This window comes from Roseomonas sp. TS2, assembly GCF_058833935.1.
Window position 1 is genome coordinate 19,963 of sequence record NZ_JCACVY010000025.1, and the last position, 14,101, is coordinate 34,063.

The following is a 14,101-nucleotide window of genomic DNA, read 5'->3' on the forward strand; positions in this document are numbered from 1 at the left end:
CACAGCCCGGGCCTCGCACAGCCCGGGCGGGAGGGGCTAGATTGGCCCCATGAACAGCGTACCCCCGCCCGGCGAAGTGCTCGGCCTCTCGCAGCGCCTGCCACCCTCGAACCTGGAGGCGGAGCAGGCCCTGCTCGGCGCGCTGCTGGCCAACAACAAGGCCTATGAGCGCGTCTCCGAATTCCTGGCGCAGGAGCATTTCGCCGATGCCCTGCACGGCCGCATCTTCGCCGCCATCCAGCGCCGCATCGAGGCCGGCCAGCTGGCCGACGCCGTCACGCTGCGCGCCGAGTTCGAGCATTCCGGCCTGCTCGACGAAGTGGGCGGCGCCGGCTACCTGGCCAAGCTGCTCGGCGCCATGGTCGGCATCATCAATGCCGGCGAGTACGGCAAGGTCATCCATGATTGCTGGCTGCGCCGGCAGCTGATCGACCTCGGCGAGACGGTGGTGAACCGCGCCTTCGGCGCCGATGCCGAGCTGGAGGCGCGCGAGCAGCTGGAGGCGGCCGAGCAGGCGCTGTTCGACCTCGCCAAGGATGGCGGCTCGGAGGGCGGCTTCGTCACCTTCAGCCGGGCGCTGACCGATGCGGTGAGCATGGCCGAGAAGGCCTTCACCAGCGGCGGCGGCGTCTCCGGCCTGCCTTCCGGCCTGCGCGACCTGGATGCCAAGACCGGCGGCCTGCACCCCTCCGACCTCGTCATCCTCGCCGGCCGCCCCGGCATGGGCAAGACGGCGCTGGCCACCAAGGTCGCCTTCGGCGCCGCCAAGTCCCTGCTGCGCGACGCCGAGGACGAGCACGGGCCGGGCGCGGTGCCGAAGGGCGGCTGCGCCATCTTCTCGCTGGAGATGAGCGCCGACCAGCTCGCCACCCGCCTCCTCTCCGAGGAGAGCCGCGTCTCGGGCGACCGCATCCGCCGCGGCGAGATCCAGCAGCGCGACTTCGACCGCTTCGTCGAGGTCAGCCGCGAGCTCGCCCGCCTGCCGCTGTTCATCGACGACACGCCCGCCATCACCATCTCGGCCATGCGCACCCGCTGCCGGCGCCTCAAGCGCACGCGCGGCCTCAACCTGATCGTGGTGGACTACCTGCAGCTGATGCGCCCCGCCGCCGGCAGCAAGCCGGAGAACCGGGTGCAGGAGATCAGCCAGATCACCCAGGGGCTGAAGGCCATCGCCAAGGAGCTGGCGGTGCCGGTCATCGCCCTCTCGCAGCTCTCCCGCCAGGTGGAGAACCGCGAGGACAAGCGCCCGCAGCTCTCGGACCTGCGCGAATCCGGCTCGATCGAGCAGGATGCCGACATGGTGATGTTCGTCTACCGCGACGACTACTACCTGAAGATGCAGGAGCCGAAGCAGACCAACTTCGACAACGCCGAGAAGTACGAGGCGGCCCTGGCCAGCTGGAAGGACCGCATGGAAAAGGCCTACAACCGCGCCGACCTGATCGTCGCCAAGCAGCGCCACGGCCCCACCGGCACCATTCCGCTCTTCTTCGAGGCGGAGTTCACCCGCTTCGGCGATCTCGACATCGTGCACGGGGACATGCATGGCGGCAGCGATTACTGAGGCGGAAGCCGCCGCCTTCCCGGCCCGCGCCGCGGCGGATTTCGCGGGCGAGCTGGTGGTCGATCTCGGCGCCATCGCCGCCAACTGGCGCGACCTCGGCGCGCGGCACCCCTCCGGCCCGGTGGCGGGCGTGGTGAAGGCGGATGGCTATGGCCTTGGCGCCGCTCCCGTGGCGCGCGTCCTGGCTGATGTCGGCTGCCGGCATTTCTTCGTCGCGCAATTCTCCGAGGGGCTGGCGCTGCGGGAGGCCCTCGGCCACGGCCCGATGATCGCCGTGCTGGGCGGCTTCCCGCCCGGCGCCGATGCGGGCGCGGCCCTCACCCCCGTGCTGAACACGCCCGAGGATGTGGCGGCGGCCCGCGCCGCGGGGCTGCGCGGCGCCATCCTGCATGTGGACACCGGCATGGAGCGGCTCGGGGTCAACGCCGCCGAGCTGGCGGGGCTGGGCGGCCTCGCGGGCCTCGGCCTGCGCTACGTGATGACCCACCTGGCCTGCGCCGACGAGCCGGCGCATCCGCTGAACGCCGCCCAGGCCGTGCGCTTCGCCGCCGCGCGGGCGGCGCTGCCGGGGGTTCCGGCCAGCTTCGCCAATTCCTCCGGCCTGTTCCTGGGGCCGGACTTCGCCTCCGACCTCGCCCGCCCCGGCTGCGCCCTCTACGGCATCAACCCGGCGCCGGGCCGGCCGAACCCGATGCGGCAGGTGCTGCGCCTCACCATTCCCATCCTGCAGCTGCGCGACGTGCCGGCCGGCGCCACGGTCGGCTACGGCGCCACATGGACCGCGCTGCGGCAAAGCCGCATCGCCACCATTGCCGCGGGCTATGCCGATGGCTACCTACGGAGCCTGTCCAGCCGGGGCATCGGCATTCTCGCCGGTCGCCCTGTGCCGCTGGTGGGCCGGGTATCGATGGACCTCATCACTCTCGACGTGACGGATGTGCCGGAAGCCCGGCTGGGCGACAGGGTCGAGCTGATCGGCCCGGCGCAGACGCCGGATGCGGTGGCGGCGCTCGCCGGCACCATCGGCTACGAGATTCTCACTTCCCTCGGCGCCCGCTACCGGCGGCGCCACCTCGAGCCAGGCCGGCCTTCCGGCGCGGCGGCATGAAGCGGCGCGGCTGACTTGACCCTGATCCTGAACGTCCTGGCCGCCATCGGGCGCGGCGTGCTCGGCGCCTGCCGCGTCCTCGGCGCGGTGGTGCTGTTCGCCCTGGAGGGCGTCTCGCACATCCTCCGCCCGCCCTTCTATCCCCGGCTGATCGGCCGCGCCTTCGTCGAGATCGCCTATTTCTCGCTGCCGGTGGTGGCGCTGACGGCGGTGTTCACCGGCATGGTGCTGGCGCTGCAATCCTATTCCGGCTTCTCCCGCTTCGGCGCGGAGAGCGCCATCGCCAATGTGGTGGTGCTCTCCATCACGCGGGAGCTGGGGCCGGTGCTGGCGGGGCTGATGGTGGCGGGCCGCATCGGCGCCGCCTTTGCCGCCGAGATCGGCACCATGCGCGTCACCGACCAGATCGACGCGCTCACCACCCTCTCCACCAACCCGATGAAGTACCTGGTGGCGCCCCGCCTGCTGGCCGGCACCATCGCCATGCCGCTGCTGGTGGTCATCGCCGACATCCTGGGCGTCATGGGCGGCTGGCTGATCGGCACGGCGCAGCTCGGCTTCACCTCCGCCTCCTACCTCACCTCCACCCTGAACTTCCTGCAGCCGATGGACGTCATCTCCGGCCTGGTGAAGGCGGCGGTGTTCGGCTTCGTCATCACGCTGATGGGCTGCTACAGCGGCTACACCAGCCGCGGCGGCGCGCAGGGCGTGGGGGCTGCCACCACCACGGCGGTGGTCTCCTCCTCCATCCTCATCCTGGCGCTGGACTATATCCTGACGGCGGCGTTCTTCGGCTCATGAGCAGCACCCCGAAAATCCGCCTGCGCGGCCTGACCAAGCATTTCGGCGCCAAGACGGTGCTGGATGGCGTCGATCTCGACGTGGCGGCCGGCGAGGGCATGGTGGTCCTGGGCGGCTCCGGCTCGGGCAAGTCGGTCACCATCAAGTGCATCCTCGGCCTCATCACGCCCGATGCCGGCAGCATCGAGATCGACGGCCGCGACGTGCTCGCCATGCCACGCCGCGAGCGCGAGGCGCTGAACGACCGCATCGGCATGCTGTTCCAGAACGGCGCGCTGTTCGACAGCCTGCCCGTCTGGGAGAATGTCTGCTTCAAGCTGCTGGCGCAGAAGCGCATCACCCGCGCGAAGGCGCGGGACAAGGCGGCCGAGGTGCTGGCCCAGGTGGGGCTGGCCGCCAGCGTCGGCGACCTCTCCCCCTCCGAGCTCTCGGGCGGCATGCAGAAGCGCGTGGGCCTGGCCCGCGCCATCGCCGCCGAGCCGGAGATCATTTTCTTCGACGAGCCGACGACGGGCCTCGACCCCATCATGGGCGCGGTGATCGACGGGCTGATCGTGGATTGCGTCAAGCGCCTCGGCGCCACGGCGGTCTCCATCACCCACGACATGGCCAGCGCCCGCCGCATCGGCGACACGGCGGCGATGATCCACAAGGGCCGCATCGTCTGGACCGGCCCGGCCGCCACGCTCGGCCACAGCGGCAACGCCATGGTGGACCAGTTCGCCAACGGCTCCCGCGAGGGGCCGATCACCATGGAGCTGCGCAAGTAGGGCCAGGGGTGGGGCCCGCCCCCTCCCCTTCGTTCCCGGTTTGCCCCATATAGGGGGCATGGCCAAACCCACCGCCCGTTTCGTCTGCCAGAGCTGCGGCGCCATCGCGCCCAAATGGCAGGGCCGCTGCGATTCCTGCGGCGAATGGAACACCCTGACCGAGGAGGTGGTGGAGGTCCGCGCCCCCGGCCCCGCCGGCAAGTCGGCCGGCGGCCGGCGGGTGGAATTCGTCAGCCTCAAGGGCCGTGCCGCGCCGCCGCCGCGCACCGAGAGCGGCATGGCCGAGCTGGACCGCGTGCTGGGCGGCGGCTTCGTGCCCGGCTCGGTGGTGCTGGTGGGTGGCGACCCGGGCATCGGCAAGTCCACCATCCTGCTGCAGGCGGCGGCGCGCATCGCCAGCGCCGGGCGGCGGGTGCTCTACATCTCGGGCGAGGAGGCGATCGACCAGGTGCGGCTGCGGGCGCTGCGCCTCGGCCTCTCGGAAAGCCCGCTCGGCCTCGCCGCCTCCACCAGCCTGCGTGACATCGCGGCGACGCTGGAGGAGGAGAAGGAGGCCACCCTCGTCATCGTCGACTCGATCCAGACAGTGTGGCTGGACAGCCTCGACTCCGCCCCCGGCACGGTGAGCCAGGTGCGCGCCTGCGCCGCCGAGCTGACCCGGCTGGCCAAGACGCGCGGCTTCGCCGTGGTGCTGGTGGGGCATGTCACCAAGGAAGGCACGCTGGCCGGCCCGCGCGTGCTGGAGCACATGGTGGACGCCACCCTCTACTTCGAGGGCGACCGCGGCCACCAGTTCCGCATCCTGCGCGCGGTGAAGAACCGCTTCGGCGCCACCGACGAGATCGGCGTCTTCGAGATGACGGACCGTGGGCTGATGGAGGTGGCCAACCCCTCCGCCCTGTTCCTGGCCGAGCGGCGCGGCAACATCTCCGGCAGTGCCGTCTTCGCGGGGATGGAGGGGACGCGGCCGGTGCTGGTGGAGATCCAGGCGCTGCTCTCCCCCTCCGCCTCGGGCGGCTCGCCGCGGCGGCAGGTGGTGGGATGGGATTCGGGGCGGCTGGCCATGCTGATGGCGGTGCTCGAATCCCGCTGCCGCGTCAGCCTCGGGCAGAACGATGTCTACCTGAACATCGCCGGGGGCCTGCGCATCAACGAGCCGGCGGCCGACCTCGCGGTCGCCGCCGCCCTGGTCTCGGCCGCGACCGACCGCCCCACCGATCCGGGCATGGTGTTCTTCGGCGAGGTCGGCCTCTCGGGCGAGGTGCGGCAGGTGGCGCAGACCGACCTGCGCCTGCGCGAGGCCGCCAAGCTCGGCTTCCTGGCCGCCATGCTGCCGCGCCGCGTGGCGCGCGGCGGCCGCGCGGCCGCCGCGCATGACGGGCTGCGCCTGGCCGAGATCGGCCATCTGGCCGACCTCGTGGCGCCGCTCGCCGCCGCCGCGCCGGCGAAAAAGGAGAAGGCCAGGGAGAGGGCCCCCGAGAAGGCGGAGAAGCCGGCGGCGGAATGAGAGCCACCCGCCGCCGCCATTGCGTGACTCCCGCCCGGTGCTTGGCTATACGCTGCCCCCGATGACCTGGGTGGACGGCATTGTCCTCGCGGTGCTCGCCCTCTCGGCGCTCATCGCCTTCTTCCGCGGCCTGGTGCGCGAGGTGCTGGGCGTCGGCGCCTGGATCGGCGCGGCCCTGTTCGCCATCACCATCCTGCCGGGGCTGCGGCCGCTGGCCGTGGGCTACATCCAGCCCGAATGGCTGGCCGAGCTGATCGCCATCGGCGGCGCCTTCCTGCTGGCGCTTCTGGTGCTGAAGCTGCTCATCGCCTGGTTCGCCAACCGGGTGCGGGACTCCGTCCTCGGGGGTCTGGACCGCGCCCTCGGCATGGTGTTCGGCCTCGCACGGGGTGCTTTCCTGGTGGTCCTCGCCTATATCGTGGGCGGGCTGTTCCTCCCCGCCGTGGATCGCTGGCCGGAGCCGGTGCGCGAGGCGCGGACCCTGCCCGTGGTGGCGGATGCGGCGGCGGCGCTTGTCTCGCGCCTGCCACCGGAGTATCGCCCGCGACTTCCCGACCTGCCGCAGCGCAGCATGCCCAGCATGGACGAGCTGCTGCGACCCCCGGCCAGAGGCCGGACATGAGCACGCCGGCCCGAGGCCGGTAACGAGGATGCCGATGCAGCCCCTGCCCTCCACCAATCCCTGGGATGAAGACGACGGCTTCCATGAGGAATGCGGCGTCTTCGGCGTCTGGAATGCCACGGACGCGGCGGCGCTGACCGCGCTCGGCCTGCACGCCCTGCAGCACCGTGGGCAGGAGGCCTCGGGCATCGTCACCCTCTCCGAGGCGGGCGCCTTCCACGCCCATCGCGGCCTCGGCCTGGTGGGGGACATCTTCGGCGACGTGAAGGTGATGGCCGGCCTCAAGGGCCGCTGCGCCGTCGGCCACAACCGCTACGCCACCACGGGCGAGACGGCGCTGCGCAACGTGCAGCCGCTCTTCGCCGACTTCGAGTTCGGCGGCCTCGCCGTCGCGCACAACGGCAACCTGACCAACGCCGCCACGCTGAAGCGCGCGCTCGTCCGCCGCGGCTGCCTGTTCCAGAGCACCACCGATTCGGAGGTGTTCGTCCACCTCATCGCCATCAGCCTCTACGCCAATGTGGTGGACCGGCTGATCGACGCGCTGAAGCAGGTGCAGGGCGCCTACTCCCTGGTGGCGCTGCATGACGGCGCGCTGATCGGCGCGCGCGACCCGATGGGCGTGCGCCCGCTGGTGCTCGGCCGCCTCGGCGAGGGCGAGGGCGGCGCCTATGTGCTGGCCAGCGAGACCTGCGCCCTCGACATCGTCGGCGCCGAGTTCATCCGCGACGTCGAGCCGGGCGAGATCGTCGTCATCGACAATGGCGGGCTGCGCAGCATCAAGCCCTTCGGCCGCGGCCAGAGCCGCTTCTGCATCTTCGAGTACATCTACTTCGCCCGTCCCGACTCCGTCATGGAGGGCACGCCCGTCTATGGCACGCGCAAGCGCATCGGCGCCGAGCTGGCGCGCGAGAGCCATGTCGAGGCCGACGTGATCGTGCCGGTGCCGGATTCCGGCGTGCCCGCCGCCATGGGCTACGCCACCGAGAGCGGCATCCCCTTCGAGCTCGGCATCATCCGCAACCACTATGTCGGCCGCACCTTCATCGAGCCGACCGACCAGATCCGCCACCTCGGCGTGAAGCTGAAGCACAGCGCCAACCGGCCGATGATCGAGGGCAAGCGCGTCATCCTGGTGGACGACTCGATCGTGCGCGGCACCACCTCGCGGAAGATCGTCGAGATGGTGCGGCAGGCCGGCGCCAAGGAGGTGCACATGCGCATCTCCTCGCCGCCGACGACGCATTCCTGCTTCTACGGCATCGACACGCCGGAGCGGGACAAGCTGCTGGCCGCCAAGCACGATGTGGAGGAGATGGCCCGCATCATCGGCGCCGACAGCCTGGCCTTCATCTCTCTCGACGGGCTCTACCGCGCCCTGGGCCATGCGAAGCGCGACGCCGGCAACCCCGGCTATTGCGACGCCTGCTTCACCGGCGACTACGCCATTCCGCTGACCGACCTGGAAGGCCACCCCGAGCGCGTGCCCGCGCTGCTGGCGGCAAACGGCCAGTGAGCGCGGCGATGGCGGGGAAGCCGCTGGCCGGCCAGGTCGCCCTCGTCACCGGCGCCAGCCGCGGCCTCGGTGCCGCGCTGGCGCTGGAGCTGGCCCGGCGCGGCGCGCATTGCGTGCTGGTGGCCCGCACCCAGGGCGGCCTCGAGGAAACCGATGACGCCATCCGCGCGGAAGGCGGCAGCGCCACGCTGCTGCCCTTCGACCTGGCGGGCAAGGAAGCCGACAAGATCGACAGCTTCGGCCCCTCCCTGGTGGAGCGCTTCGGCCGGCTCGACATCCTGGCCCATGTGGCGGGCGCGCTGGGCAGCCTGACGCCCGTCGCGCATATCCAGCCGCGCGACTGGACGCAGCTTGTCGGCGTCAACATGAACGCCACCTGGCGGCTGATCCGCACCTGCGACCCGCCGCTGCGCGCGGCGCCGGCGGGCCGGGCGGTGTTCGTCACCACCGGCCGGGTGCAGCGCCCGAAGCCTTATTGGGGCCCCTACGGTGCCACCAAGGCCGGCATGGAGCATCTGGTGAAGACCTGGGCCATGGAGGTGGCGGAGAGCCGCCTGCGGGTGAACCTGTTCGACCCCGACGTGGTGGCCACCAAGATGCGCGCCCAGGCCATGCCGGGCGAGGACCCCGCCACCATCGCCCAGCCGGCCGATGTCGCCCCCGCCTTGGCCGATCTCTGCATGCCCGCCGAGACGCGCCAGGGCGAGACGGTGCTGTTCCGCCGCTGAAGGGGCCGCCGCCTGGGGGCGCCGCTACGCTCCGGTGAGCGGCGCCAGCGCGCGGCGCATCAGCGCGACCTCGCCCGCGCCATGCGCCAGCCGCTCCTCGCACACCCAGCCGAGCCGCGTGTAGAGCCGCTCGGCCGAACCCGTGTAGAGCCACAGCGTCGCCGCCCCCTGCTCCTGCGCCAGGGCCTGCACCGCCCGCACCAGCCGGCTGGCATGGCCCTGCCGGCGTGCCTCCGGCACCACGTAGAGGCCGGCGAGCCAGGGCGTCAGCAGCGGCCGCGCCTCCAGGTCGCCCGCCGCCAGCGAGGCGGTGCCGAGCGGCCGCCCCTCCGCCAGCAGCACCAGGCTCTGCGGCAGGGCGGGCGATGCCTGCGGCAGGGCCAGCATCGCCATCACCGCCTCCGGGCCGTGCCCCTGCGCCCGCCAGAAGGCCTCCCACAGCCAGGTGGCCACCTGCGGGGCCAGATCCGGCCGCCGGTTCAGGCTGACGATCTCGATGGTCATGCCGGCTCTTTCCTCCTTGCGGGGGCAGTACCGCCCCCTCGGCCTCGCGCCATCTTGACGCACAGGGGGTTCCGGGGCGAAATACGCAGCATGTTCGCCCCGATCATCATCAAGCGCATTACCAAGACGACCGCTCCGGCGGGGCGTCCTCTGGTGCATGCGCGGGTCGCCGCAGCATAAATCACCAGAAGGCCCCGCCGGAGACGGACGGGGCCAAAGCCGGACACGCCGGCGCCCGTCTCTCCCGGCACCACCGGACAGAGACCCCATGCTCACCCTTCAAGACCCCGCCGAAGCCCAGCCGCACCTGAACGTGGCCGCCAGCCCCGTGGTGGCCATCGTCGGCGCCACCGGCGCGGTCGGCGTCGAGCTGCTGCACTGCCTGGAGGCGCGGAACTTCCCGCTCTCCCGCCTGCGCCTGCTGGCCTCCCCCCGCTCCGCCGGCCGCACCATGACCTTCCGCGGCGAGGAGCTGCCGGTCGAGGCCCTCACCGAGGAGAGCTTCGAGGGCGTGGGCCTGGCGCTGTTCTCCGCCGGCTCCGGCGTCTCCAAGCGCTACGCCGCCGCCGCCGTGAAGGCGGGCGCCGTGGTGGTGGACAATTCCTCCGCCTTCCGCATGGACCCGGACGTGCCGCTGGTGGTGCCGGAGGTGAACGCCGCCGCCATCGCGCAGCACCGCGGCATCATCGCCAACCCCAACTGCGTCGCCGCCATCGCCACCGTGGCGCTGGCGCCGCTGCACCGGGCGCACCCCATCCGCCGCCTGCACGCGGCCACCTACCAGGCGGCCTCCGGCGCCGGGGCGGCGGCCATGGAGGAGCTGCGCGAATCCACCGCCGCCCATCTGCGCGGCGAGAGCTTCGAGCCGAAGGTGCTGCCGCACCCCTACGCCTTCAACCTGTTCAGCCACAACGCCGAGATGGACCCGGAGAGCGGCTACAACGGCGAGGAGACCAAGGTGGTGGCCGAGACGCGCCGCATCATGGGCACGCCGGCGCTGCCCATCGGCATCACCTGCATCCGCGTGCCGGTGCTGCGGGCGCACGGCATGGCGCTGACGGTGGAGTTCGACACGGTGGTCTCCGCCGAGGAAGCCCGCGCCCTGCTCGCCGCCGCCCCGGGCGTGAAGCTGGTGGATGACCGCGCCCGCAACTACTTCCCCATGCCGAGCGACGCCTCGGGGCAGGACGACGTGCTGGTGGGCCGCATCCGGCCGGACAGCGGCGACCCCTCGGGCCGCTCGCTCAGCCTGTTCGTCGTGGGCGACCAGCTGCTGAAGGGGGCGGCGCTCAACGCGGTGCAGATCGCCGAGGCGCTGCTGCCCCGGTGAGGGGGTGAAGGCCGGGGGAAGGAATTCCCCCGGACCTCCCTCTTCTTTCTGTCAGTTTTCCGGGTCGGGAGTCAGGACGCGGGTGACCAGGAGCTGGTTCACGCGGAAACCCTCCACATCCACCACCTCGAAGACGAAGCCGGCCGCCTCCACCTTGTCCGCCTTGCGCGGCACGCGGCGCAGCCGGTGCATCACGAAGCCGCCCGCCGTGTGGTAGGGGCCATCCACCGGCAGCGCCTCGGTGCCCAGCGCCACGGAGACATCGGCCATCGGCGCGATGCCGTCCACCAGCCAGGAATCGGCGTCCCGCTTCAGGATGGCACGCTCCTCGAAGGGGTCGGCCAGGCCACCCACCAGCGCCGCCAGCACGTCCTTGTAGGTGACGAGGCCGGTCACCACCGCGTACTCGCTCACCACCAGCGCGAAGCCCGCCTTCTGCGCCTCGAACTGCGCCAGCACCTCCCACAGGTCCAGCGTCTCGGGCACCGAGGGCACGTCCCGCCGCATCGGGCCGGGGGCGGCGGCGCCGGGCTTGGTGGTGTCCGGCTTCAGCGACTCGGGCTTCAGCGCGCCGACGCCGGCCTGCAGCACCTCGGCCAGCACGTCCTCGGCGCGGGTGTAGCCCACCACATGGTCCAGCCCGCCATCGCAGACGGGGTAGCGGGAATAGGGCTGGCGCCGCACCTTCTCGCGCCACGCCTCCGGCGTCTCCTTCAGGTCGAGGAAGACGATCTCGTCGCGCGGGGTCATGGCGGAGGTGACGGTGCGCTCGCGCAGCGCCAGCACGTTCTCGATCAGCCGGTGCTCGGCGGCGTCCAGCGCGCCCGATTCGGCGCCGGCGGCCAGGGTGGCGCGCAGCTCCTCGGGCGTCACCGTCTCGTGCACCACGGCGGTGGGCAGGCCGAGCAGCCGCATCAGCGCATCCGCCAGCCCCGAGAACACCCAGACCAGCGGCCGCAGCAGCCGCACCGCCAGCGCCGGGAACCAGCCGGTGAGCACGGCGATGCGCTCCGGCTGCATCATCGCCACCCGCTTCGGCACCAGGTCGGAGAAGATCACGAACAGGGTGGTGACGGTGACGAAGGAGAAGGCCGAGGCGGCGGGCGCGGCCCACTCCCCGGCGCCGAGGCGCTCCAGCGCGGGGGTCAGCACCGGCGTCAGCGCCCCCTCGCCCAGCACGCCGCCCAGCACGCCGAGCGCGTTGACCACGATCTGCAGCGCCGTGACCACCGCCGCCGGATCCTGGCGCAGCGCCAGGAAGCGGGTGGCGCGGGCCTCGCCACCATCGGCCAGCAGGCGCAGCCTTGTCTCCCGCGCCGCCGCGAAGGCGATCTCCGAGAGCGAGATGAGGGCACCCACCCCGCTCAGCAGGAGGATCAGCAGCAGGGCGAGCAGGATATCCACGGGAGGGGCCTTCCGGTCAGCACGGTGTCACACGTCGCCGGCAGGATGCCACAGGCCGTGGCCCTTTGCGCCGCCCCCCCCGCATGACGATGCGGTGGCGGCGCGTGGCCTCATTCCTCGACGAAGGGGTTCCTGCCGCCGCGCCCGTGCAGGCGGATCGGCACGCCCGGCATGTCGAACGCCTCGCGGAAGCTGTTGACGAGGTAGCGCCGGTAATCCTCCGGCAGGTCCTCGGCGCGGGGTCCGAACACGGCGATCGTCGGCGGCCGCGCCTTGGGCATGGTGGCGTAGCGCAGCTTGATGCGCCGCCCATCGACCAGCGGCGGGGTGTGGCGGGCCACGGCGGCCTCGAACCAGCGGTTCAGCTCGCCGGTCGGGATGCGGCGGTTCCAGCGCTCCAGCGTCTCGCGCACGGCAGGCATCAGCCGGTTCACGTTCTTGCCGGTGATCGCCGAGAGGGTGACGACGCTGACGCCCTTGAGCTGCGCCAGCGAGGCCATCAGCACGTCGTCCAGCGCGCGGCGGGCGGCGGTGCGGTCCTCCACCGCGTCCCACTTGTTCAGCGCGATGACCACGGCGCGGCCCTCGCGCTCGGCCAGGCGGGCGATGCGGAGGTCCTGCTCGTCCATCCCTAGCAGGGCGTCGAGCACCAGCACGGCCACCTCCGCCTCCTTCAGCGCGGCGATGGTGGAGCCCACCGACATCTGCTCCAGGTTCTCGATGATGCGGGCCTTCTTGCGCATGCCGGCGGTGTCCACCAGCCGCACCTTGCCGCCCGTCTCGTCGATCCACTCCACCGCCACGGCATCGCGCGTCAGGCCGGGCTCGGGGCCGGTGATCATGCGCTCCTCGCCCAGCAGGGCGTTCAGCAGGGTGGACTTGCCGGCATTCGGGCGGCCGACGATGGCCAGCCGCAGCGGCCGGTCGCGGTCCCGCACCTCGGGGTCCTCTTCCTCCGGCAGCATCGGCAGCGCCGTGGTGTAGAGGTCGGCGATGCCCTCGCCATGCTCGGCCGAGATGGCGACGGGGTCGCCGAGTCCCAGCTCATAGGCCTCGTAGGCGGCCATGCCGCCGCCCCGCCCCTCGGTCTTGTTGGCGACCAGCAGCACGGGGGCGGGCTGGCGGCGCAGCCAGGCGGCGAAGGCGCGGTCGGAGGGGGTGATGCCGGCGCGGGCGTCGATGACGAACAGCACCAGATCCGCCTGCCGCACCGCCACTTCGGAGCTGGCGCGCATGCGGCCGGCCACGGTGTCGGGCGGGGCCTCCTCCAGCCCCGCCGTGTCGAGCAGCAGCACGGGGCGGCCGCCGATGCGCGCCTCGACCTCCTTGCGGTCGCGGGTGACGCCCGGCGTGTCGTCCACGATGGCGATTTTCCGCCCCGCGAGGCGGTTGAACAGCGTGGACTTGCCGACGTTGGGCCGGCCGATGATGGCGATACGGGGGAGCATGATACCGCCGCTTTAGAGCAGATCGCGCCCCGGCGAAACCATGTTGCGGCGCATGCCGGCCCCCCGCCCGCCGAGACACCGGGGGGAACCGCCCCCCCGGGCCTGGATCTCAGCCGCCGCGATAGGCGACGAGGGTGCCGTCATCGGTCAGCAGCACCAGGGTCTGCTGCGCCACGGCGCCCGGCAGCAGCGTGCCGCCGGGCAGGCGCAGACGGCCCGCCACCTGCCCCTCCGCCGGATCGACCAGCAGCGCCTCGCCCCCGCTGCCGGGCAGCACGACCTGCCCGCCCGCCAGGATGGGCGTGGCGAAATAGGCCGGGTCCTGCTTCTTCTGGCCCGGCGCGGGCGCGTTCAGCTCGCTGATCCAGCGGATGCGGCCATCCTCGCGCCCCACCGCCAGCAGCTCGCCATTGGCGCCCGCCAGGAACAGCCATTCCCCCGCGGCGACGGGGCTGGCGGTGCCGCCCACCTCGCGCTCCCACAGCCGGCGGCCGGAGCGCAGGTCCACCGCCATCGAGGTGCCGCCCATGCCCATGGCATAGACGCGGCCCTGGTGGATCACCGGCAGGCCGCGCACGCCGGAGATGTCGCCCAGGCCGCGCAGGCCCTGCCCGGCCAGGCTCTCCGTCCAGAGCACGCGGCCATCCTCGGGCCGCAGCGCCACCAGCTCGCCCGAGGGGAAGCCGGCGACGACGAACTCGCCCTCCACCGCCGGCGCCGGCAGGCCGAGCGGCACCGCCGTGGTCGGCTGCGCGCGATAGGCCCAGAGCCGCTTGCCGTCCTGCGCCGAGAGGCC

The 14,101-nt window shown here is 72.3% G+C and carries 13 protein-coding genes; 9 read left to right on the plus strand and 4 right to left on the minus strand.

The window, feature by feature from the left end; translation table 11 throughout:
• The first annotated feature begins 49 nt into the window (after nt 1-49).
• From ACZJYS_RS06945 to ACZJYS_RS06980, 8 genes are read left to right on the plus strand one after another with little or no spacing between them, the layout of a single operon-like run.
• Nucleotides 50-1,567 carry a replicative DNA helicase gene (locus ACZJYS_RS06945; protein WP_109516814.1) on the plus strand — a complete coding sequence of 506 codons (1,518 nt, stop codon included), beginning with the start codon at nt 50-52 and terminating at the stop codon, nt 1,565-1,567.
• The gene (gene alr, locus ACZJYS_RS06950; RefSeq protein ID WP_493176731.1) at nt 1,548-2,675 is read left to right on the plus strand and encodes an alanine racemase; all 1,128 of its coding nucleotides are present in this window, start codon (nt 1,548-1,550) and stop codon (nt 2,673-2,675) included. Before ACZJYS_RS06945 ends, alr begins: the two co-directional genes overlap by 20 nt.
• 15 nt (nt 2,676-2,690) lie before the next feature.
• Nucleotides 2,691-3,476, plus strand: a complete 786-nt coding sequence (locus ACZJYS_RS06955; RefSeq protein ID WP_493176733.1) for an MlaE family ABC transporter permease — start codon at nt 2,691-2,693, stop codon at nt 3,474-3,476.
• On the plus strand, nt 3,473-4,246 hold the full coding sequence (locus tag ACZJYS_RS06960) for an ABC transporter ATP-binding protein (protein ID WP_379649955.1): 774 nt from the start codon (nt 3,473-3,475) through the stop codon (nt 4,244-4,246). Before ACZJYS_RS06955 ends, ACZJYS_RS06960 begins: the two co-directional genes overlap by 4 nt.
• A 58-nt stretch (nt 4,247-4,304) precedes the next feature.
• Complete coding sequence (gene radA / locus ACZJYS_RS06965; protein ID WP_109516810.1) at nt 4,305-5,753, plus strand: DNA repair protein RadA; 1,449 nt, start codon at nt 4,305-4,307, stop codon at nt 5,751-5,753.
• A 19-nt stretch (nt 5,754-5,772) separates the two neighbouring features.
• Nucleotides 5,773-6,375, plus strand: a complete 603-nt coding sequence (locus ACZJYS_RS06970; RefSeq protein WP_493176739.1) for a CvpA family protein — start codon at nt 5,773-5,775, stop codon at nt 6,373-6,375.
• A 28-nt stretch (nt 6,376-6,403) separates the two neighbouring features.
• On the plus strand, nt 6,404-7,891 hold the full coding sequence (gene purF, locus ACZJYS_RS06975; RefSeq protein WP_379649959.1) for an amidophosphoribosyltransferase: 1,488 nt from the start codon (nt 6,404-6,406) through the stop codon (nt 7,889-7,891).
• Nucleotides 7,892-7,899: 8 nt separating this feature from the next.
• The gene (locus ACZJYS_RS06980; protein ID WP_109516996.1) at nt 7,900-8,619 is read left to right on the plus strand and encodes an SDR family NAD(P)-dependent oxidoreductase; all 720 of its coding nucleotides are present in this window, start codon (nt 7,900-7,902) and stop codon (nt 8,617-8,619) included.
• Between the two features lie 24 nt (nt 8,620-8,643).
• On the opposite strand, the gene ACZJYS_RS06985 is transcribed toward ACZJYS_RS06980, so the two are convergent.
• Nucleotides 8,644-9,123 carry a GNAT family N-acetyltransferase gene (locus ACZJYS_RS06985; RefSeq protein WP_493176742.1) on the minus strand — a complete coding sequence of 160 codons (480 nt, stop codon included), beginning with the start codon at nt 9,121-9,123 and terminating at the stop codon, nt 8,644-8,646.
• Nucleotides 9,124-9,391: 268 nt separating this feature from the next.
• Between ACZJYS_RS06985 and ACZJYS_RS06990 the strand changes: the two genes are divergently transcribed.
• Nucleotides 9,392-10,453, plus strand: coding sequence for an aspartate-semialdehyde dehydrogenase (locus tag ACZJYS_RS06990; RefSeq protein ID WP_379649962.1), 1,062 nt, complete (start codon nt 9,392-9,394; stop codon nt 10,451-10,453).
• A gap of 51 nt (nt 10,454-10,504) precedes the next feature.
• On the opposite strand, the gene ACZJYS_RS06995 is transcribed toward ACZJYS_RS06990, so the two are convergent.
• The 3 genes from ACZJYS_RS06995 to ACZJYS_RS07005 form a co-directional block, all read right to left on the minus strand.
• The gene (locus ACZJYS_RS06995; protein ID WP_379632716.1) at nt 10,505-11,857 is read right to left on the minus strand and encodes a hemolysin family protein; all 1,353 of its coding nucleotides are present in this window, start codon (nt 11,855-11,857) and stop codon (nt 10,505-10,507) included.
• Between the two features lie 110 nt (nt 11,858-11,967).
• Nucleotides 11,968-13,305, minus strand: a complete 1,338-nt coding sequence (der, locus tag ACZJYS_RS07000; RefSeq protein ID WP_109516804.1) for a ribosome biogenesis GTPase Der — start codon at nt 13,303-13,305, stop codon at nt 11,968-11,970.
• Between the two features lie 109 nt (nt 13,306-13,414).
• Nucleotides 13,415-14,101: PQQ-binding-like beta-propeller repeat protein (locus ACZJYS_RS07005; protein WP_493176746.1), on the minus strand; the 687-nt coding region annotated here is incomplete at its 5' end.